This is a genomic window from Vibrio amylolyticus (genome assembly GCF_023145695.1).
Taxonomy (GTDB): Bacteria; Pseudomonadota; Gammaproteobacteria; order Enterobacterales; family Vibrionaceae; genus Vibrio; species Vibrio amylolyticus.
In genome coordinates this window covers 1-19729 of the sequence record NZ_JAJHVV010000008.1, presented here as the reverse complement: position 1 = coordinate 19729, position 19729 = coordinate 1, and the positions used below count along the sequence as shown (strand labels likewise).

22 protein-coding genes and 1 pseudogene are annotated in these 19729 nt (G+C 41.7%); 8 read left to right on the top strand and 15 right to left on the bottom strand.

Going from position 1 to position 19729, the window contains the following annotated elements:
* Positions 1–6: 6 nt before the first annotated feature.
* The 3 genes and pseudogenes from codB to KP803_RS13400 all read right to left on the bottom strand — a co-directional run.
* Positions 7–1248, bottom strand: coding sequence for a cytosine permease (gene codB / locus KP803_RS13410; protein WP_248009358.1), 1242 nt, complete (start codon positions 1246–1248; stop codon positions 7–9).
* Positions 1249–1591: 343 nt separating this feature from the next.
* Positions 1592–2506 carry an AraC family transcriptional regulator gene (locus KP803_RS13405; RefSeq protein ID WP_248009357.1) on the bottom strand — a complete coding sequence of 305 codons (915 nt, stop codon included), beginning with the start codon at positions 2504–2506 and terminating at the stop codon, positions 1592–1594.
* 434 nt (positions 2507–2940) lie between these two features.
* Positions 2941–3091 (bottom strand): annotated as a pseudogene (locus tag KP803_RS13400) (HlyD family secretion protein); the annotation flags it as partial.
* A gap of 143 nt (positions 3092–3234) precedes the next feature.
* On the opposite strand from KP803_RS13400, the gene modA reads away from it, so the two are divergent.
* From modA to KP803_RS13380, 4 genes are all read left to right on the top strand, one after another.
* Positions 3235–4080, top strand: a complete 846-nt coding sequence (gene modA, locus KP803_RS13395; protein ID WP_248009356.1) for a molybdate ABC transporter substrate-binding protein — start codon at positions 3235–3237, stop codon at positions 4078–4080.
* A 3-nt stretch (positions 4081–4083) separates the two neighbouring features.
* Positions 4084–4776: a molybdate ABC transporter permease subunit gene (gene modB / locus KP803_RS13390; RefSeq protein WP_248009355.1), complete on the top strand. Its 693-nt coding sequence runs from the start codon at positions 4084–4086 to the stop codon at positions 4774–4776.
* Entirely contained in the window at positions 4770–5876 is a 1107-nt protein-coding gene (modC, locus tag KP803_RS13385; protein ID WP_248009354.1) for a molybdenum ABC transporter ATP-binding protein ModC, read from the top strand. The genes modB and modC overlap by 7 nt, the downstream gene beginning before the upstream one ends.
* Positions 5877–5997: 121 nt before the next feature.
* Positions 5998–6441, top strand: coding sequence for an esterase/lipase family protein (locus tag KP803_RS13380; RefSeq protein WP_248009353.1), 444 nt, complete (start codon positions 5998–6000; stop codon positions 6439–6441).
* 33 nt (positions 6442–6474) lie between these two features.
* On the opposite strand, the gene yjeH is transcribed toward KP803_RS13380, so the two are convergent.
* The gene (gene yjeH, locus KP803_RS13375) at positions 6475–7734 is read right to left on the bottom strand and encodes an L-methionine/branched-chain amino acid transporter (protein ID WP_248009352.1); all 1260 of its coding nucleotides are present in this window, start codon (positions 7732–7734) and stop codon (positions 6475–6477) included.
* Between the two features lie 175 nt (positions 7735–7909).
* On the bottom strand, positions 7910–8569 hold the full coding sequence (locus tag KP803_RS13370; RefSeq protein WP_248009351.1) for a pyridoxamine 5'-phosphate oxidase family protein: 660 nt from the start codon (positions 8567–8569) through the stop codon (positions 7910–7912).
* Positions 8570–8685: 116 nt separating this feature from the next.
* Between KP803_RS13370 and pdxR the strand changes: the two genes are divergently transcribed.
* The 3 genes from pdxR to KP803_RS13355 all read left to right on the top strand — a co-directional run bounded on the left by pdxR (position 8686) and on the right by KP803_RS13355 (position 11402).
* A complete protein-coding gene (gene pdxR / locus KP803_RS13365) occupies positions 8686–10209 on the top strand; it encodes a MocR-like pyridoxine biosynthesis transcription factor PdxR (protein WP_248009350.1) in 1524 nt (507 codons plus the stop codon).
* 106 nt (positions 10210–10315) lie between these two features.
* Positions 10316–10780, top strand: coding sequence for an Lrp/AsnC family transcriptional regulator (locus KP803_RS13360; RefSeq protein WP_248009349.1), 465 nt, complete (start codon positions 10316–10318; stop codon positions 10778–10780).
* A 7-nt stretch (positions 10781–10787) separates the two neighbouring features.
* Positions 10788–11402, top strand: coding sequence for a LysE family translocator (locus KP803_RS13355; RefSeq protein ID WP_248009348.1), 615 nt, complete (start codon positions 10788–10790; stop codon positions 11400–11402).
* Positions 11403–11428: 26 nt separating this feature from the next.
* Here KP803_RS13355 and KP803_RS13350 read toward each other — a convergent pair whose 3' ends face one another.
* The 6 genes from KP803_RS13350 to KP803_RS13325 all read right to left on the bottom strand — a co-directional run bounded on the left by KP803_RS13350 (position 11429) and on the right by KP803_RS13325 (position 15257).
* Positions 11429–11968, bottom strand: a complete 540-nt coding sequence (locus tag KP803_RS13350; RefSeq protein WP_248009347.1) for a DUF924 family protein — start codon at positions 11966–11968, stop codon at positions 11429–11431.
* 126 nt (positions 11969–12094) lie between these two features.
* Positions 12095–12412 carry a cupin domain-containing protein gene (locus KP803_RS13345; RefSeq protein ID WP_248009346.1) on the bottom strand — a complete coding sequence of 106 codons (318 nt, stop codon included), beginning with the start codon at positions 12410–12412 and terminating at the stop codon, positions 12095–12097.
* Positions 12413–12589: 177 nt separating this feature from the next.
* Positions 12590–12919 (bottom strand): zinc ribbon domain-containing protein YjdM, encoded by a 330-nt coding sequence (locus KP803_RS13340; protein WP_248009345.1) that lies wholly within the window; start codon positions 12917–12919, stop codon positions 12590–12592.
* A 210-nt stretch (positions 12920–13129) separates the two neighbouring features.
* Entirely contained in the window at positions 13130–13744 is a 615-nt protein-coding gene (locus KP803_RS13335; RefSeq protein WP_248009344.1) for a LysE family translocator, read from the bottom strand.
* A 402-nt stretch (positions 13745–14146) separates the two neighbouring features.
* Entirely contained in the window at positions 14147–14713 is a 567-nt protein-coding gene (locus tag KP803_RS13330) for a hypothetical protein (protein WP_248009343.1), read from the bottom strand.
* A gap of 262 nt (positions 14714–14975) precedes the next feature.
* Positions 14976–15257: a hypothetical protein gene (locus tag KP803_RS13325; protein WP_248009342.1), complete on the bottom strand. Its 282-nt coding sequence runs from the start codon at positions 15255–15257 to the stop codon at positions 14976–14978.
* Between the two features lie 528 nt (positions 15258–15785).
* Between KP803_RS13325 and KP803_RS13320 the strand changes: the two genes are divergently transcribed.
* Positions 15786–16205: a BLUF domain-containing protein gene (locus KP803_RS13320; protein WP_248009341.1), complete on the top strand. Its 420-nt coding sequence runs from the start codon at positions 15786–15788 to the stop codon at positions 16203–16205.
* 101 nt (positions 16206–16306) lie between these two features.
* On the opposite strand, the gene KP803_RS13315 is transcribed toward KP803_RS13320, so the two are convergent.
* From KP803_RS13315 to KP803_RS13300, 4 genes are all read right to left on the bottom strand, one after another.
* Positions 16307–17128 (bottom strand): Rossmann-fold NAD(P)-binding domain-containing protein, encoded by an 822-nt coding sequence (locus KP803_RS13315; protein ID WP_248009340.1) that lies wholly within the window; start codon positions 17126–17128, stop codon positions 16307–16309.
* A gap of 286 nt (positions 17129–17414) precedes the next feature.
* Positions 17415–17585 (bottom strand): hypothetical protein, encoded by a 171-nt coding sequence (locus KP803_RS13310; protein WP_248009598.1) that lies wholly within the window; start codon positions 17583–17585, stop codon positions 17415–17417.
* 89 nt (positions 17586–17674) lie between these two features.
* Complete coding sequence (locus tag KP803_RS13305; RefSeq protein ID WP_248009339.1) at positions 17675–18190, bottom strand: hypothetical protein; 516 nt, start codon at positions 18188–18190, stop codon at positions 17675–17677.
* 798 nt (positions 18191–18988) lie between these two features.
* Positions 18989–19537 carry a YajG family lipoprotein gene (locus tag KP803_RS13300; protein ID WP_248009338.1) on the bottom strand — a complete coding sequence of 183 codons (549 nt, stop codon included), beginning with the start codon at positions 19535–19537 and terminating at the stop codon, positions 18989–18991.
* Positions 19538–19729 lie beyond the last annotated feature (192 nt).

Below are 19729 nucleotides of genomic sequence, written 5' to 3'. Positions count from 1 at the left end.
TATTCCTTACGCTACTGATTTTTCAGCTTGCGTCTCTTTATTTAGTAGAGCGTTTAAAACGAGGTAGCTAAGTGCACCGCCAAGAACCGCATTTACAGGGACAACACCGGGTAAAAAGTGTCCCGCTGAAACGCCAATAACGACAGCAATGATACCTGCCCAGTTAATGGTCTTAAACTCCATTTCAGCAAAGTTTTGGTAACGTTTACGGTTGATGATGAAATCTGTGATGATCACGCCGCCAATTGGTGGAATAGCAAGTGACAGGAAGGTTAGCCAACCGACAAAATTGTTGTAAAGCCAAAGCGCACACAACGTACCAATTACACCATTCGCCATAGAAAGGTATTTACTTGATAGTCCGGTGATATTTGAAAAGCCAAGGCCTGATGCATAAAGTGCATTGTCGTTGGTCGTCCAAATGTTCAAACCAAGAACGATGATGGCTGGAATCAATAGACCTTGAGCTATCATGACTTCAGAGATGTCTGATTGACCAGTTACCGCTGCACCTGCTGCGCCAAAAATAAACATCAGTGAATTACCAATGAAGAAGGCAATCATGGTGATTAGAACGGCATTGGCTGGTTTTTTACCAAAACGAACAAAATCAGCAGTTAACGTGCCCGCACTGATGAATGAACCGACGACCATAGCCAGTGCAATTGAGAAATCGATAGGTTGCTCTGGTTGAACTTTTTGCAGCTCAGCAACACCGCCAACACTCTCAACCGCTTGAAATACCGAGAATCCGCCTAGTAGTGCAATGGCTGGAACAGCGATCGCCGATAACACCATCAGCGCCGAAATACCAAAATAAACCGTTGCGGTCATTAATAGGCCAGAGACAATAATCAATGTGTTTGTATCAATGCCTGTTGCTTTGTGAACGGGAATAGCAAACATCGCAACGCCAACACCAAACCAGCCAACTTGAGTCCCACCTAGCAGCGCAGAAGGTAACCATGAACCTTTCGAACCAAAAGAGAAGCGAGCGAGTAGATGAGTGGAAAGGCCAGTAGACGCACCAATGTAGCCAAGTGCCGAAGTGTAGATACCAAGAATTAGGTTACCAACAAGAACGGCTAGGAAGAAATCGTTGAAAGAGAGCCCAGTTCCTAGCGAACCGCCGGTCCACATGCTTGCAGAGAAGAAAGTAAGCCCGAGCATTACCATGGTTAGGGATAATACTCCCTTTCTAGCCGATGATGGAACCGGCCCGAGACTGTAGTTATTATCAGCAGACATCTTTTTCTCCACAACATTATTTAGTAAAAATAGTAGCCAAATTGCAGGCAAACGCGAGGATTATGATGCCAAAAAACTATGAGTCAATAGATGACGATAGATAAAAACGTTTGCGCAAAACCTTAATGTGTTAATTGTCAATTAAATCAACTGATTGGCTAATTGAAAAAATATAGAAAGGCGTGTGGTAAAACTGGTTGGATGTTGTGTTGTATTTGAAAAAATGTTGCAGCAGTGTTGAGGTGCTGCTTTTGGAACATGTTTATGGTTAGCCACTGCACAAGCTTGTAGAAACCTGAGCAGTGACGGTCAATTGAGAGATTAGTTAACTGATTAGGAGCCGTTAACGGATGGCTGAGCAGAAACTGACATCGGCATGCCCTGTTTTATGATCGTAGCTGTGGTAGAGCTCAAAGCAGGGGCGATCATCGCTATCAATACCCTGCTCAACAATCTGAGACATGAGGGAATCCCATGCCGATGCATAGTGTGACTTGTCAGTGATCATTGTGCGAACGACGGCGTATTTTCCACCTGGAAACGCTTTGGTCTCAATCCCATTTCCGACATCGGTATTGTTGTCGATAAATAGACATATATCGGTACGACATTTCTCATCTGGTGTGATTTCAGGATTGTCGTGATAAATAAAGATATTGGTGTTTCCAGCTTGGCCATTTGGCCCTGCCCAGCCATAAAGTTTTCCAATGGCAGGTTCATAATTTTCACCGTACGGGCCGGTTACACGAACATAGGCAAGCTGGCATGAGTCAAAATTTTTAATTTCTAAAGCGTCGTTATTCATGGTGTTACTCCTTTGTGTGGGGTCAGGAGCAGTATATGAATTGGCATTGTTTGAATCGTGTCCAATCTTGCGCAGCGAGTGTCCTATCTTGCTGTCTTTTAGTAGCATTGAAAATGATTCGATGGTGTCGCATTGGCGAATTTGGCTAGGTGTGAGGTTGAAGTACTGTTTGAATGCTTTTGCCAAGCTTTGGGAGCTTGAAAAACCAAATTCTAAAGCAACAGCAGTGATCGCGGGCTTTTTGTAAAACAGAGCATTAGCCGCTTGCTCGAGTCTTAGACGTCTTAGATAGTCGTTAAGCGTCTCTCCGGTAACAGCCTTGAAAATTCGATGGAAATGGTAGGGAGATAAACAGGCAAGTTTAGCGACCTCTTCTAAGTTGAGTGGGTCGTTAAAATGTTTCTCAAGGTGACGAATAACAGGGGTTAAACGCTGATGATAATCCGTTGCCATCAAAATAACCTTAATCTATAAGCAAGATGAATCATTTTACTAACAAGGCTGGAAAAAAGGCGATCAAAAATGGCTGATTTGAAATAAAATCTATGACCAAGACCAAAATTGAGGCAAAAAAAGAGCCAACTGCAAGTTTGCAATTGGCTTATATATAGTGTGAACAAAGAGGTTCACTAACAACGTCAGTTGGCTAGGTGACCCTCGGCTTAAGAAGGGTCAGTATTACTATTGCAGTATGTGTGCCAAGTTTTATAGAGCCTAATTGACTGCAATTCCGTCTCTTTCTGTTGTTATATTCATCGTGTTTTGCAAAGTGCTTTTGCATAGTGCGATTATAATTGCAAAATGCAATTGGAATATAAAATTAAGTGCATTAAACCTATATCGTTCATTCACAACCTTGTTCACTTTAATAAACGCGAGCACATAGCTTAAACAGAGTAGAAGAAATAGAGTTGAGGTTTCATTCTAATGACAATGCTATAAATGACATCTAGGAATGACATCAACGCAATGGGCTTCTTACCACTTAATCCGTGCTAACCCTACTACTCCCACGGGCAGGTCATAGTCGCCACACTCTGCATTTAACACCATTTTGAATGACAGTTTAAATTGATTCTTCTGCTACTCATAATATCCACTTTTCTTAGATCCGTTATTTGCCATTAGAGCTTTAAACTCTCACAGAATAAACGCTTAAGGCTTTAAAAGGTGAACGCGTTGTGTTGTCATACATTGTTGTACTATTAAAAGAGCATTCTGATTGGGATATGTTAACGAATTTGAATAAAATAAAGGCGATATCGCACTTTTTTGTAGTAACTGTATTGGTTTGGAATACGGTAATGCCTACGGCGATGGCTAAAGAGACGGTCACTATATTCGCCGCCTCTTCGTTGACAAACGCGTTGTCTGAAATATCTACCCAGTATCAGAAACAGCATGATGTCCGTATCCGCTTATCCTTTGCTTCTTCTTCTGCTCTCGCTCGCCAAATTGCTTATGGAGCGCCTGCTGATATCTACTTTCCGGCAAATCAAAAATGGCTAAATTATGTGATTGAACAAAATGCCGTCGATGCGAGGAGCCGCGTGACAGTGTTGAGCAACGCGTTGGTATTGATTGCGTCGAGTCAGAGTGGTATTGAACCGATTAGCCCAACAATCGACAAGCAATGGGATCTTCTTTCATTACTTGATGGTGGTCGATTAGCACTGGGTGACCCAGCTCATGTTCCAGTGGGTCTTTACGCCAAACAGGCCCTCCAAAGTAATCAACAGTGGGATGCGTTAGTTCCGCACTTGGCAAGGGCAAATAATGTTCGAGGTGCTCTAGTCTTAGTAGAGAGAGGGGAGTCTCCTTTAGGGGTCGTGTATCAAACCGATGCCATGATGTCTAAACAAGTAAAGGCTTTGGCCGCCTTCACTTCAGAGAGCCATGACAGTATTGAATACCCAATGGTGATGGTTAGTAAGACGCCGTCGTCGCCAACGGTTGAGTTCTTTGAATATTTGCAAACGGATGACGCGAAGAGAGTTTTTGTTAACCACGGTTTTGGGGTGTATTGATCAGTGCTTACTGAATACGAGATTTCCGCATTATTGCTCAGTATCAAAGTGTCGACGGTCGCTGTCTTGGTCAGCCTTCCATTTGGGATATTCGCCGCTTGGGTATTAGCAAGAGTTGAATTTAGAGGAAAAGCGCTACTAGATAGCCTGATCCACCTTCCTTTAGTGTTACCTCCCGTTGTTATTGGCTACTTGCTGCTTGTTGCAATGGGAAGACAAGGGTTCATAGGCCAGTGGCTCTATCAATGGTTTGGCATTAGTTTCTCTTTTAGTTGGCAGGGAGCAGCGTTGGCCTCTGCTGTGGTTTCCTTCCCGCTAATGGTGCGAGCTATACGTCAATCTATTGAGGCGGTAGATAATCGATTGGAGTTCGCCGCCAGGACGCTTGGTAGTAGTCCATGGCGTGTGTTCACCACTATTACTTTACCTCTTACTGCTCCAGGAATTATTTCTGGCATGATCATTGGTTTTGCGAGAAGCCTTGGGGAGTTTGGCGCGACAATAACATTTGTGTCTAACATTCCAGATGAAACCAGAACAATACCGTTAGCCATGTATTCGTTTATCGAAACCCCTGGCGCTGAATTTGAAGCGATGCGTTTGTGTATTATTTCAATTATTATCGCCCTTGCTTCTTTAATGGCCTCTCAGTGGATGACGAAAAAGGCACAACAGAAAGGGGCGGGCAGTTGCTAAAACTTAATATAGAAAAGCAATTAGGCGATCTTCACCTAAACGTTCAAGCGCACATTCCTCTCAAAGGTGTGTGTGCCATTTTTGGGCGGTCTGGGGCAGGAAAAACCTCATTGGTCAATGTCCTTGGGGGACTTTCAACGCCAGATAGTGGAGAGATCCAACTTGGCGAACGAACGCTTTTCACTAATACCGACAGTTGTTCCAAAGCGGTTAACCTTCCCCCTGAGAAACGAAAAATTGGCTATGTTTTTCAAGAAGCACGCTTATTTCCTCACTATACCGTTAAAGGCAATTTGAACTACGGAGTGAAGCAAGCGGATAAAGAGCACTTTACGCAGATCATTGAATTGCTGGGTATTGAAGCCTTACTTGAGCGCTATCCTAACTCACTCTCTGGTGGCGAAAAGCAACGTGTGGCGATTGGGCGAGCGCTTTTAACGTCACCAACGATGTTGTTAATGGATGAACCGCTAGCGTCTCTCGATCTTCCGCGCAAAAGAGAGCTGATCCCTTATCTTCAGTCGCTCGCCAAATCACTCAATATACCGATTGTATATGTCAGCCATAGTCTAAGTGAAATTCTACAATTGGCTGATTACATGATTGTGCTCAATGAAGGTCAGGTGGTCGCACAGGGGCCACTAACCGAGGTGTGGAATAGTGATGAAATGCGTCCATGGCTCGCAGCGCAAGAATTGAGTTCATTACTGAATGCCAAAGTCGTTGGCTCTCATGAGCACTATCCGATGACGCAACTCGATCTAAAAGATGGAAATCACTTATGGGTGAACGGACTATTAGACAGTTCTCTGCAAAATAGCTCACTAAAAGTGAGAGTGGAAGCGAACCATGTCTCTTTGTGTACTTCCAAGCCTGAAAACTCGAGTATAAGAAACATACTCAGTGGTGTGATTAAGGAATTACATCCTAATGATAATGGTGAGCAGGTACTCGTTAAAGTAGCACTGGGTGACGATGAGTTGTGGGCCAACGTAACCTCGTGGGCTTGCGATGATTTAGGGCTGAGGCTAGGTTGTCATGTTTACGCTCAGATTAAAGGGGTTTCAATGGGGCCTACGGATATTGCTCAATCTCATTAATTACTGATATTTCATTTTTAAGCGAGAGATAAGGTAAGGGTATTCCACTGAAATTGATCTATTTAGTATCGGTACTGACTTTCTCTTTGTTAACGGGGGGATGTGGAGCCCTTTAGAGTTTGTGGATAGGCGCTATTCGGGACTGATGTTTTTAGAAGGCTATGACGAGAATAAAACGCCAGTACTATTTATTCACGGAATGGGCGCATCAGGAAGTGATTTTGAAGCGATCATTAATCAAATGGATAAAGACCGTTATCAAGTGTGGATTGTAAATTATCCCACGGCACTCTCGTTAACCTTAACGAACCTCTTTAATAAAGAGTTAGCGGACAACAAACCGCCACACTATTTGATGTTTGCTTTTGATAATGGTCGAATTTCTTCCAACCCAAGTGGCGATGGAACCATTGATCTTACCAGTCAACTAACCCCGTTAGCGCAGCAGCAGGCAGAAAAGTTGTCTGGCTATAACGAAAATCATACGACGGTTTTAACAAACCCTCAGCTAGTTAGCGATCTTGTGAAGTTTTGGCAGCAGGTGGAAGCAGGAAAGATCAAGTAGACACAACGCCTTGATCTTTCATGTTTTAGAGCACTAGGTGGTTTGGCGACGATTTCTCTTTAACCAGCGACCCCATGGAAGAGTAAGTAACGTAAATATCGATACGGCATAAAGCATCGACCAACCTAAGCATATGAAGACCAAAGTACACAAGATGAGTGAGACCATCGCTAATCCTTTTCGAAACCCTGTAAGCAACTTATAGGCGGCAAGCATCGCGAGCAAATAGACCAGTACAAAAATGCCATTGGCTAATTTCAAGAAAAACTCTAAATTCAGCCCAGAGATTTCACCTCCTACCGTCGATATCAATAAGACAAAACCGACAAGTAGTGTCGCATTAGCGGGAACCCCTCTAGCGGAGACCTTAGCAATGGAGCCCTGTGGTTGATACTCCCGAGCTTGCGCCCACACCATTCTTGCAAGGCTTTGGGTATATAAATTAACGCTTGCGAAGCAGGCCGAGAATCCAAGAATGCTGATTAACAGAGCAAATTTGGGCCCGAAAAGAAGATCACTCAGGTAAGGGATCGAGGCGTATTCAAAGTTTGAACTGCCATAAGCTGAGAATTTAAGTATGACGACAGAACACGCCCAATACGTTGCCCCTGCGATAAAACAGCCAATGAGAATGGCAATAGGGAAGTCTCGTTGTGGGTTCTTAAATTCTTCCCCCATATGAGCAAAGGCTTCTATTCCTACAAAGCACCAAAACATCACCCCTAATGCGGCGGTAATTGGCCAAATCGATTCTTTGCTGACTGACGGCATGACCATATCAGCGGACGTTATGTTGCCTTTCCATAAAAATGCCCCAATAAGCGCGAAGATACTGAGTGCAATCACTGTCTGAAGGCGACCCGAGGATTTGCTGCCCATTAGACTCACCGTTACAAGCAGGAAAACAGTCAGTACTTGAGTGATTAACGCGGTATCAAAGGGGGAGGGCACGATTTGTTGTAGAAACCCCGCAGCAAGCGCGACTGCAGCCGGTACACCAACAGGAATAACACTCACAAATAGCCACGCAACACTGCGCTCTAGTTTACGACCAAAGGCTTTACGGACGAAAAATGCTGTGCCTCCTGCGCTCGGGTATTGCTTTCCAAGTTCAGCAAAGGTAAGTGCAATAGGGCAGATGGCAATAAATAGGATACCCCATGCCCATAACGACATGTCAGCTGCGATCCCTGCTGCAATCGCGGGTATCATAAATAACCCGGTTCCCATTAAAGTCGTGGAGAGCTGTCCGATTCCCGATATTAGGGTGATCTCTTTTTTGAGTTGACTCATGGCTTCCCTCCTTGAGTGGTACGTTTGTTAGTTATGTAGGCTTTGTGTTTGGCCTGTTATTGAGCTTACTGGTTCTTCAATAGAAACACAGCTACCAATTTGTCTTAGTTGAATGTCAAAATGACGGTTTCACTTCTCTTTTCCGTCATTTTGTTTTCTGTTGCTGGTTATCCTATTACTGTTCGAACCAACGGTTATCGTAAGCTTTAGAGTAATCAGGTGTTGGGATAGAACTGTGTAAGTCTTCACTTGGTTCTAACGGCCCAACAACCGTTCGATATGGCAGAACACCGGCCCATGCCTGTACATCTAAATCGGCGTTATCATCGTTGACACCGGAGTTACTGATTTTTACCGATGCTTCAGTCAGAGGAATGACCAAAAGGTCGGTGGCAGTTAACTCTTTTTGATTACTCAAACGTACATCAGAGCAACGATTTGGCGCGATTTGCTCAATAAAAAGATTCAGTAGACGGTCTTTTTCTTGATTGTCTTCAATCGCAGAAAATTGCCCCAGAACCACCGCAGAGCGATAGTGAGCACTGTGATGAAATGCAGACCGAGCAAGCACCCAACCATCAAATAGAGTGAAGGTAAGGCAGGTTTGTTTTGCCTGCTTAAGCTGCCTAATCAAACGACTATTCTTCGCCCCGTGAATATAGACATTGTTTTCGACCCGCCATGCAAGCATGGGAATCACAATAGGCCCGGTGCTGTCTTCAATCGCGATATGAGCAATTAAACTTTCATCGATGATTTGATGCAGGTTCTTCTGTTCAAAATTTGCTTTTCTTGCGCTCTTTTTGATTTGTGTTCTTTGGCTTGTCGATAGCATACCCACTCCTTGAGCTATTTAATCTTATCGTTCTATTTCGTAAGCTGATGGTTGCAATATAAAGTTGAACTGGTAGCTTAAACAGAGCCACTTTTTGAATAAAGGTAGATCCAGTTATGCAGCCGATTGATACCGGTGATTTAGCGTTCGACAGACATTCATCGTCATTGCAAAAGCAGTTGTTTAACGCAATCAGCAAGAAAATAGTGTCAAACTTATGGGCAAAAGGTGGCAAATTACCCTCAACCCGAAAGCTCGCGAGTGAACTGTCCATTAGTCGTAATACCGTCATTTCCGTTTATGAACAGCTAGTGGCAGAAGGTTTTTTAGAGTCGAGAGTGGGCTCTGGTTTTTACGTGGCGGTCGAATTACCGAGTTTTGTTTTTGATAATGATATAGTCTCAATTCGTCAATCTGAGGGAGTATTATCGAGACAAAACCTAAATGATCGAAAAAATAGTCAGTCGATTGAGCCATATAATTCTATCGATAGTTCCATCCATAACAATACTCATAACCACGAGCATGTGATTGATGATCTTAATCGAAGTTTTGCACCGGGCGTACCTGATTTAAAAGCGTTCCCAATGGTTAAGTGGAGCCGATTTTTACAGCGACACGCTTCTCGAACCTCTTTATTGGGTAGTCAAGATCTCCAAGGTGATAAACGTTTATGCCAAGCCTTGTGTGATTATGTATCAAGTAGCCGCTCTGTCTCATGCAGTGTTGACCAAATCATAATAACTTCAGGTGCTCAGCAAGCGCTTTCAATCGCCTTAATGTCGATACTCAAGCCTGAGGATAAGGTATTGATGGAGAATCCTGGCTACGTGCAAATGAAAAAGGTGATAGCGCTGCTTAAATTACAATTTGAATCGATTCCAGTAGAGGTAAAAACGGGTTTACGGGTTGATCAGGTAAAGCAGAGCGATGGAAAACTGCTGTATGTTACGCCAAGTAATCAATATCCGATGGGAACCAGTATTAATCTAGAGCAGCGTATTGAGTTGGTTCAATGGGCGAAAGAGCATGAGCGCTGGATCATTGAAGATGATTATGACAGTGAATTTCAATTTGCTCATCGGCCTTACCCAAGTTTGCAAGGCCTTTCGAAACAGGTAGGCGCTGAAGAGCGGGTCTTCTATGTGGGATCACTGAGTAAAGTCATGTTCAACGGACTCAGATTAGGCTACTTAATTGTACCTAAATCGCTTGTCCCTATCTGTTTAGCGGTTAAAGATGCATTAAGTGGGGATACGCCATCTCACGTTCAAGCCGCGCTCGCAGATTTTATTGTGGAGGGGGATTTTCTACGCCATATTCGCAAGATGAGACGTCTCTATAAGAAGAAACACGAAATGATGATAGCGGCCATTGAACAACACTTCGCTGGCGAGGTTGAGGTAATAAGCCAAGCGGCCGGTCTTCATGTGACGTTAAAGTGGAGTGGGGGAGTCTCAGAAACAGAGTTATGCGATAGGGCAAAGGAGCAAGGGATCACAATTCGGCCACTGTCGATGTACGAGTCAAACGCTACAAAGCAAAGGACGTGGTCTGGTGCAGTGCTAGGTTTTGGCAATATAGCGATCGAGGAGATAGATTCTAGAATTTCAACGCTTGCACAGCTGTGGCAAACATGATTAATTGTAGAGTTCACAAACAAAGGAAATCGCGTAACCCATTAAAAGTAAAGCGATAGATATAACACTCTTTTGTGGATGGAAACGATGGATTGTGAGGTTTGATTTGGATAAGTTTGATCACATTATTGTTGAGATACTACGCATCGATGCGCGTCGCTCAATTAGTGATATTGCAAGGGAAGCGAATTTATCGCGTTCTGCTGTGACCGCTAGAATTAAAAAACTAGAAACAGAGAAAATCATACTGGGTTATCACGCTAATATTGTTCAAAATGAACAACAAGAAGTGATTAAGGCTTATTTGGCATTGAAATTTGATATGTCGAGTACCACTCAACACTGTGAAAGCTACGCCAAAAAGATTTATTCGATTGATGGTGTTAAGTGGTGTCACGCAATCAGTGGTGAAACGGACATGATGCTCTTTGTTGAGGTCGCCAGTATGGCAAGGCTGAATGAAATCCGTGATGAACTCCAGTCCTATCCAGAACTACGCCACCTTATTACTCATACTGTTACCGAATTTTTTAATACAACAGCCATGCATGACATGGCACACAACAAATAGGCAACTCATGACATTCACCATCTGGTTATCACTGCTTACCATCTGCTTATTAGGCGCCATGTCACCGGGTCCTAGCCTGGCTATGGTCGCAAAACACAGTCTAGCGGGAGGGCGTGCTAACGGCTTAGCAGCTGCGTGGGCTCATGCGTTTGGTATTGGTATCTACGCCTTCATTACCTTAATAGGCCTTGCTGTTGTTTTACAACAATCGCCTTTACTATTTAAAACAATTAGCTACGCAGGGGCCGCATATTTGGCGTATTTGGGTGTGAATGCATTACGCTCTAAAGGTGGAGTCGCGGCTAAATTGGAGTCAGGGCAAACCACAAGTTTATGGCAGTCTGCAAAAGAAGGTTTTCTTATCTCGTTGTTAAGCCCTAAAATTGCTCTGTTTTTTATCGCATTGTTTAGTCAGTTCATCGCTGTTGGTAGTGATGTAATAAGTAAAAGCTTGATAATTTTGACCCCACTCGTTGTCGATGGTTTGTGGTATACCTTGATTACCTTCATGCTTTCAAGCCCACTGCTATTAGACAAAATTCGCTCCAAAGCGGTACTTATCGACCGCTTATCGGGTGTGGTATTAATTCTACTGGCACTTCGAGTTGTATTTACTGTTTAGCCGAATATTAGGTTAAATCGTATTGATCAAAAAGAAGAGTTTGGTTGCGTCAAAAATTCAATCTCTTCTGGCGAGGAAGAGCGGTCTAATATCGCATTTCGATGCGGGTAGCGGCCGAATTGGACAATGATATCCCTATGCTTAATTTCAAAGTCGAGATTCGCTTCGACGCCATTGGCTTCGTAGAGTTTAAGGGCAACATTGTGAATAGATAAGGATTCACTGTGCATATATGGCATGTAAAGAAAGCTTTTTTCAACCGTGTTTAATTCGTTATCAACACCTAGGTTAACGGCTTCTTGGGCGAGTGCTAAAGCTAATGGATCGGATGCAAAAGATTGAGGTGTGTATCTAAACATATTTCGAGAGAATTGATCCAAGATTATTATCTCAGCTAAACGACCTTTTGCTGAATCTCGCCACTTAAAAAGCTCGCACTTCATTGCTTTTTCATGCTGCGCTAAGAATCGCTTTTTTATCAGTTCATCGACGTCTTCATCTTTAACCCACCATTTCGCTGGGCCTAGTTCGTCAAACCAAAACGTTAAAACCTCGTTGTATTCCATGCATCACTTCCCTGATCAATTAATGTTAGACAATTCTATCTTAGCAGACTAACCACCTTATTTATGGAGAGTTATTTGAGAAATGGATAGGCTTAAGAAGGAAAGTAATACTCACTGCGATATCATTCATTTTGAGTAGAATAGAGCAAGCCAAATGGTTTTTTCATTCGCAGATGTGGAGAGGACTTTATGTTTTTCACCCGCTTTAATGTTGTGATGGTCACCCACGTTTAATGTGATGATACGACCGTCTTCAAACTCTAAGACGCCTTGACCTTGTAATACAATCACCCATTCGTTTTCATTTTGATCGTACCAGCCGCTTTCTGGAGAACTGTGTCCGTCGGACACGATACGTTCAACTCGTAGGTGTTCCGTCTTTAAAAGGTCAGTGAATATTTCTTGCGGTAACGTGTTGGGAATATTGGAATAGATATTAGACATGTCAGCCTTCTTAGCGATGAACCTAGAAAGATAGGTTACATGAGAATTGAGAAGGGCAGTTGGTATTGGTTCGGATTTTGAGTCTTTGATTTAGAATTGTGTATTTACGGTTGAGATTGTAGCGTGGTTTGAACGATTTGACGCTACAATCTCAGTCGAAGCATATCATTAATATTGTTAAGCTTTTTTGACGTATTTAGCCGTTATTAGAATTTCAGATCCGCCATCAACTTTACAATCTAACTGATGGTCTTTACCTTCATTAATGCGTTTAATTACGGCCTTAGTGCCGATTTTTAGGTTCAATGAACTTCCTTTTACTTTGAGGTCTTTTATCAAAGTGACCTTATCGCCTTGTTCTAACTGTTTTCCATTTACATCGTTTACGGTGAAAACTTCTTCGACTTCAGAAGGGTTCCATTCATACGCACATTCCGGGCAGACGAGATCGTGTTGATCTTGATAAACGTATTCAGATTGACAATTTGGACAAGGAGGTAGTGACATTAACTTTACTTACTCTGCTTATAATTGGCGATATGGTAACGGGAATTTTTTGGTAATGGAAGTTTACTAATATCGTCAACCCACATTTGAATCGGCGACTTAACCCCATTACTTGTTGAGCTTCTGCCTACTACCGGGGAGAGATTCTTCAGTATGAAGGTCAGTAGGCGTGTGAGTTAATAGCTGTTAATTATTAGAGTGACATAGTGCTTATATTGAGAATTGCTTTACAATCTCACTGACGACTGGAACCACAGACAGCACCAATAGCCCTGACATCATATAATTAAAAATTCGTCTTCTTTTAGAGCTATTTAACACGTTTTTTAGTAGTGATCCAAACAATAACCACACGCCAACGCAAGGAAATGAAACCACAAAAAAAGTCATGGCTATCATTAAATTTTGACTAAGAAAATTTGCGCCTACCGATGTAAAGGCGGCAATCGCACCAGTCGCTACAACCCAAGCCTTGGCGTTGATCCATTGAAATAAGGCGCCTTTCATAAAGGTAAATGGCTTAGATTGATCACTGGATTCAACGGTACTAGAAGACCCCGCGATTAAGTAAGCGAGGTATAGTAAGTAAGCAACACCCACACACTTGATTACGAAATGAAGGCCTGGAAACATGTCGAATATTTGAGAAAATCCAAAACCGACGAGTAATAGCATGACGGTAAAGCCAACACAGATCCCCATTAATAGTGGCAAACTTTTTCTCGCGCCAAAATTAAGACCTGAAGTCATCACCATAATATTGTTAGGGCCCGGTGTTACTGAGGAAGACACTGCAAACAAAACAACAGCATAGAGGTATTCCATGTACTCAATCCTTGTTAATGCAATCTCTATTCATTTTATATGGGGCTGATTGACGATAAAACAAGCAGTTGCTACATCGATACTTGGTCTGTATCAGTAATAGACACTAACGTTTCGATATTTAATTGCCCTTTAAGGCCAGCTTCACGGTGAACCTTTAATGCTTTGAATTTTTAAAATGGGGTTATATCAATGAGAGCTTGTCGAGAAGGGTATTTAACAATAACAAAAGAGTCCCAGAAGTCGTCGACTTCCCCTAACGACAACAAACATGGCTAAATCTTTCAACTTGAACTCCTTTTCAAGTGAGAAACCATAACGCAACGCGCTATAGCATTTAACTGTGTCACATGTTCATTGGAAATAGTCGTTAAGTGTTGCAGTGTTGGTTTTCATGTATTGTTAGCTTACTCTTTTTGACATTCGGCGAAATAGCCAACGTTTAATAACAATACTTAGTATCGATATCAACCCGATAAAGTAAATCATTGTCGATACACTTTTGGCCAATGTGAAAACGCTACTCGTTACCACCAATTTCTCTGGTATGACTGGATATCCTTGTATCATCAACCAAACACAGATATTTTCCGCGTAATCAAATACACAGGCAAATATAGGGATAATTGATAGATACAGCCAAATACGGTGAGTCAGTTTACCTGTCACGATTAGCCATTGGACTAATGTAAAATAGCAAAGCGCAAAGAGAGCTGGATAGAGCAGATCTAGGGTTAGCTGAATTGAAATATAGGCGTTACGCCCTTCTTCACCTAACGCCGTCAATAATGCCATTGCCTCTTGGTAGCTGTACCCTAAAGGAGTCATATCAAATATAGGCACTCCACCAGAGTACTCCATAAGCATAGGGATACTATAAATAACCATGGTTAGGTAGACTGCATTAGCGGCCAAAAACAACACTAATACACGCTTTCCTGAAGCTCGAGACTGAACTCTCTGAAACATATTACCTCCTTGTAATTAGACAGGCCGAATGGTTGTCTAGTGCATTATTGAATGCTTTGTGTCGTCATTAAATACTGGCCCAGTATGGCCGTGCTTGTCTTTACCTTGCTGGCAGTCGTGGTTAAACAATTCCCAATTTCTCTTCACCTATACGACCAGATCCCTTAAATAAAAACGAGCACGATATACGGTGTTTGACAGCCAGTTTTAATAATTCAGATGTTTATCACGCAGTGCAAAGCCTAAGATTAAGATATAGAAACTAAAAGATGCTAACGCCTTCAATCTCAATCACTGAGTTGACATTCGCTCTTTCGATTATTTTTAGTAAGGTCGTTTGAATTAACTCGTTATCTCGAATTTCAGTGTCACAATTGAACCGCTCTTCTTGAGCACTGTCTCCTTCGCCTAACACAAATTGAATGACGACTTCCGTTGCCAATTCCTTGGTTGTGCCGTAATACGCGATTGTGATTTTTGGATAACCGTTAAAGCCTTTCTTAACCTGCTTTGCGATACGTTTCTTAGCTTTATCTAAATTCATACAACGTCCTAGTTAATGCCGAACCTAATTGAAAAATAACGATCTGTTAATCAATAAAAAAACACTGATATTAAACTTTGTTTGACCACTTTAACCACAAAAGCCGACGAATACAAAGAACCTGATTCAGACAAGTTCCTTTTGATGATTAACGTATTACTCTCTTTTAAAGCGGGGGAGGGCGGGATGGGTATTGGATGCTACCAGCGTCTGATTAGCTGGGTGAGGTACTAGTTATGTGGATTTTTTCGGTGTAGAGCTAGTGCTTTACAGAGTAGCTATAACTGTTGTGATGCTCTAACCCTATACATGCTAAGTCTGTTATATAAGGACGCACTCAATGACTCACAAATAATCGCTTTAACTAGCATTACCACCAGCCTGATTTTTCGGAATCTTTGTCAGCGAAATTGTTATACATAGTTAGAAAAGCTGACTCTAGCAATACAGCAGGTCTATAACTAATTAGCAACTTCAGTAATATAGATTATATTTTATATTACTGAAGAACAATTTTGAGTATTCATTATGCCCTTAGCTCGACTGATTTACGTTAGTACCCTTTCAGAAAAATGTGATGCCCTAGCTCTTCAGGATATTTTAACAAAATCACGTGAACATAACGAAGAGCGAAATATTACAGGGCTGTTGAGTCACAATAGCGAGTATTTTTTACAGTGCTTAGAAGGTTCTCGAGAAGAGCTAAACAATACCTACAACCACATAATAAACGACTCACGCCATAACAACGTGACGATAATATATTATGAAGAGATACATTCGAGACAGTTTGGTGACTGGTCTATGGGAGACGTGCCACAAACTCATTTAACTTCGTTAATCAACTTGCAATTTTCGGGTTCGGATGAGTTCAAGCCTTATGATTTAACAGGAAAAAGCGCTTATCTTATGTTGCTAGAATTGAAGCAACATTTGCCTTCAGAATGAAGAGGTGAGCTAACGTAACAATAAGTTAGAATAGATGCGTACTTATAGTTTACTGTGGTACGCCTTAACACCGCGTTCATGAATCTAACTTACATGCTTTGTTATGTGTGATTTTCCACATAGTTCTGAACTGACTCCGTAGCTTTAAACAATGGACTAATTGGAAGCTCAAGATGTAGCTTTTCTATTTCTACAGCGCCGGTACCATTTATGCGTTCAAAATCTTCCCAATGGATTCTACTTACCTTTTTCACGAAGCTGAAATTGAGTAAAAGCATAGAAAACTCCTCAGGACTGTACCCTATTGATTCAGCGATAAAGTGCTGCTTTTCCTCTGTTCGAGTGCTAACCAACAGCCGATAGAATTTGGCAATGTCGTTTACGTGAATATATTGATTAAAACCCTGAGTCGGCACTGCAACTAGCATGGTTTGATTTGGCAGAGTTTCCGTTATGCGTAACAGCTGACAATTCTCGCCGCCATAAACCAGACTAGGGCAATAAACGATATGCCAATTGTTATTCAACGCGGTATTGATTGTGGCTACGTCTAATCTCACCGAATCAAATGGTTTTAACTGAAAACGTACTAGTTCAGAGGGCGTGGCATGTCCAAATAGCCAAACCCCCGACGTATGTATTTTCATTGCTTGTTGGGACGCTAATTTGTCTAGTCTTGCTAATAGCTTTGACTCAATGTCAGCGATATTTTTAGCCGAATATTGTGACCAATGTGGTCGGGCACAATTGATAACAACATCAAAATAGCCTTCCAGCTCTGAACTATGTTTTTGATGCTCGCCCGAGTAAGACTTAATGCAGTTATCTCTACAGTATATAAAGACATCATGGCTACTTTTAGCAAACATCTGAGTGACATGACACCCAATGTAACCATTGGATCCTGCGATTAGAACTTTCATATTGCACCTAGGATGAGCTTTTATTTTTTCATACAACTTGTATAGCTTAGACTCTAACGCATCTTGTATTGCTAAATGATGCAAGCCTACATTTCTTTTGCGGTCAAATTCGACACCATTGAGGCTAAAATCACCCTGCCAAAGTGTTAGACGGAGTTTCCCGTCTCAGACTGCTGTTCTAGGGTATGATGAGTCATATCTAGATTCTTTCCTACCTTGGCAGTAATACAGCACAAATCCAGACACAGCAGGAAATAAAACTGTAAATAAGAGCAATAAAACTTTGTTACGAGTACGTTTTGCTGATACTGCTACAACGAACGAATAAACGATCATGTATACCATAAACAACAAAACTAATGTCTTCAAAATTATCTCGAAGAGAAAGTCGAACTGCTGTGACCTTAAATTCAGTTGTATATTGTTGCGTCTTTTTACCTGATATATAAGCTGGCATAACCACCTCCAATGTGAATTGAAGGTGTCCACTAGATCGGGTCAACTACAGAATCCTTCTTGAAGCGTTTGTTATGACCGTAGTTGAGATTACTGCTCTAACACTTCACTTTCGACTACTAAGTGAAAGCCTAGTATGTTCTCACGTACTTCAAGCAATACCAGATTACCCTGTTGTTGTTGCAACCACTCTTGCTTTGAAGTGAGCCTTCTAAGTGTTCCAAGTGCATTATCTTCAAGATCTAAGACATAGGCTGGATTTCTACTCCATAAACTTTTGTATTTATCAACGACAGGAACTAACACTTCAAAAGAATCACCTTTGGAAGTAGAAAAGCATATGGTACTTATGAATACGATGCAGAAGCAAGCATACAGATCAGGTGTCTGTCTCCGAAGAAATGCACGGTCATCTTCAAATCGAGCATATATTCTTTGGGGATCTTTTCGTCGATAAATACTAAAGCCTAATAACAGTCCGATTGAAGCCGTAGCTAGAATAATTTCACGTCCGTTGAATAAACTATTTTCTGCTTCAGTGCCTAACATAGCAGCCAAAACATACATAGAAAAATACAGAACGAGCGTAATTTTACTGTATCTCATAGTTCCCTCTAGGTCATAACGCTTTAATAAGTGGCTGTAACCACTGACTTTGCCGAGCCTACCAAACTTCAAGCCGAGCGTTGATAAGTCCACTTAATTAACTTGTTAGTCGGTGGCTTTGCCATTGAATGCTGAGTAATAGCACAAGCTTTTGTTATTAAAAACAATGCACGACATTTGTAGAACTTACTTAGGGCAATAACTTTCCATTTAACTCGGCCAAACGAAGCGCCCTAAATTGAACATTAACATCATGCGATCCAGTAGCGCCAAAAAACGTTGCCGGTGAAACAATACGGTGAAGGTTACTGAACTAACTTTAACCTTAAAACCTTTCAAAGCTTTAGCCGACTAGCGCCTTAATAAGTGGCTGTTACCACAAACCTTTCCGAACATATCAAACTCCAAGCCGAAAGTACCGAGCGTTGATAAGTCCACTTAATTAATTTGTTAGTCGGTGGCTTTGCCATTGAATGCTGACTATTGACACAAGCTAATGTCATTAAAACCAATGCTCGACATTTTTAGAACTTACTTAGGCAACAACTTTACATTTAACTCGGCCAGACCAAGCGCCCTAAATGGAACATTAACATCGTGCGATCCACTAGCGCCAAAAAAACATTGCTAGTAAAACGATAGGGCGATGAATACTGAACTAGCTTTAACCTAAAAATCTTTCAAAGCTTTAACCGACTAACGCTAAACTCACCCGAACGAAACCTTGGTATATGCTTTTGCGAAGCAAAACTACCAACCGTGAAGTCTTGGGTTTAGTGCCTTGTTAGCCAAGCTTAGTTACAAACCCACATTAGCTATGTCTTTTGCAATAAATTTGGAAATCCATTCTATATCTTTAGGTTCGTCTTCCTCATCCCATGAAGATGCCGTGATTTCTAGATTTACAGCTATCTCTTCAAACGTCCCATACTTTGTTGTGTATTTTGGTTGAGCAAAGCTGGCAAGCTTTGTTGAATCTGAACTGATGGTCACTGAATGTGATACTTCTGGCTTATTCAGAGACTCACCACCGTGATTGAATGTACGGACATAATCAATATTTACGATTACATCGACGGCTTCATCGGAGTTCTTAGCTAAAACACCTTCTTCATCTAAATTTCTCACCAAGTATTTCTTAAACTGCTGCTGTACTTCTTCTTGGGTTGCAAACCTTTCATTAGACGCATTCGCACCATGACCCAACGTGAGGTTTACATTCACTTCTGCAATGTTATAGGTCGTTTCTTTCTTTTTTAGTGGTGTTGGTTCTACGTGGTAGGTATATGGTGATGAAGCGCATGCGCTCAACAAAACAGCAAGTACTGGGATTAATATTTTTTTCATTTAAACGTCCTTGTTCTCAATTGTAAGATTTGTTTCATAACTAGCTTATGCAACAGCTTACTAATAAATCAAACTAATACGTTCAAAACTTTTATATGCCACGCATAATAGTGCTTGCAAACGCCAAACTAACCCGCACGAAACCTTGGCATAGACTTTTGCGAAGCGAAAATGCCAAGCGTGAAGTTGATC

Coding starts and splice junctions, on each gene's coding strand:
- KP803_RS13305 (WP_248009339.1), bottom strand. CDS start 18,190: ATGAGATACAGTAAAATTACGCTCGTTCTGTATTTTTCTATGTATGTT.
- KP803_RS13325 (WP_248009342.1), bottom strand. CDS start 15,257: ATGAATTTAGATAAAGCTAAGAAACGTATCGCAAAGCAGGTTAAGAAA.
- codB (WP_248009358.1), bottom strand. CDS start 1,248: ATGTCTGCTGATAATAACTACAGTCTCGGGCCGGTTCCATCATCGGCT.
- KP803_RS13355 (WP_248009348.1), top strand. CDS start 10,788: ATGACATTCACCATCTGGTTATCACTGCTTACCATCTGCTTATTAGGC.
- yjeH (WP_248009352.1), bottom strand. CDS start 7,734: ATGAGTCAACTCAAAAAAGAGATCACCCTAATATCGGGAATCGGACAG.
- KP803_RS13335 (WP_248009344.1), bottom strand. CDS start 13,744: ATGGAATACCTCTATGCTGTTGTTTTGTTTGCAGTGTCTTCCTCAGTA.
- KP803_RS13345 (WP_248009346.1), bottom strand. CDS start 12,412: ATGTCTAATATCTATTCCAATATTCCCAACACGTTACCGCAAGAAATA.
- KP803_RS13300 (WP_248009338.1), bottom strand. CDS start 19,537: ATGAAAAAAATATTAATCCCAGTACTTGCTGTTTTGTTGAGCGCATGC.
- KP803_RS13370 (WP_248009351.1), bottom strand. CDS start 8,569: ATGCTATCGACAAGCCAAAGAACACAAATCAAAAAGAGCGCAAGAAAA.
- KP803_RS13340 (WP_248009345.1), bottom strand. CDS start 12,919: ATGTCACTACCTCCTTGTCCAAATTGTCAATCTGAATACGTTTATCAA.
- pdxR (WP_248009350.1), top strand. CDS start 8,686: ATGCAGCCGATTGATACCGGTGATTTAGCGTTCGACAGACATTCATCG.
- KP803_RS13315 (WP_248009340.1), bottom strand. CDS start 17,128: ATGAAAGTTCTAATCGCAGGATCCAATGGTTACATTGGGTGTCATGTC.
- KP803_RS13350 (WP_248009347.1), bottom strand. CDS start 11,968: ATGGAATACAACGAGGTTTTAACGTTTTGGTTTGACGAACTAGGCCCA.
- KP803_RS13330 (WP_248009343.1), bottom strand. CDS start 14,713: ATGTTTCAGAGAGTTCAGTCTCGAGCTTCAGGAAAGCGTGTATTAGTG.
- KP803_RS13310 (WP_248009598.1), bottom strand. CDS start 17,585: ATGCCAGCTTATATATCAGGTAAAAAGACGCAACAATATACAACTGAA.
- KP803_RS13320 (WP_248009341.1), top strand. CDS start 15,786: ATGCCCTTAGCTCGACTGATTTACGTTAGTACCCTTTCAGAAAAATGT.
- KP803_RS13405 (WP_248009357.1), bottom strand. CDS start 2,506: ATGGCAACGGATTATCATCAGCGTTTAACCCCTGTTATTCGTCACCTT.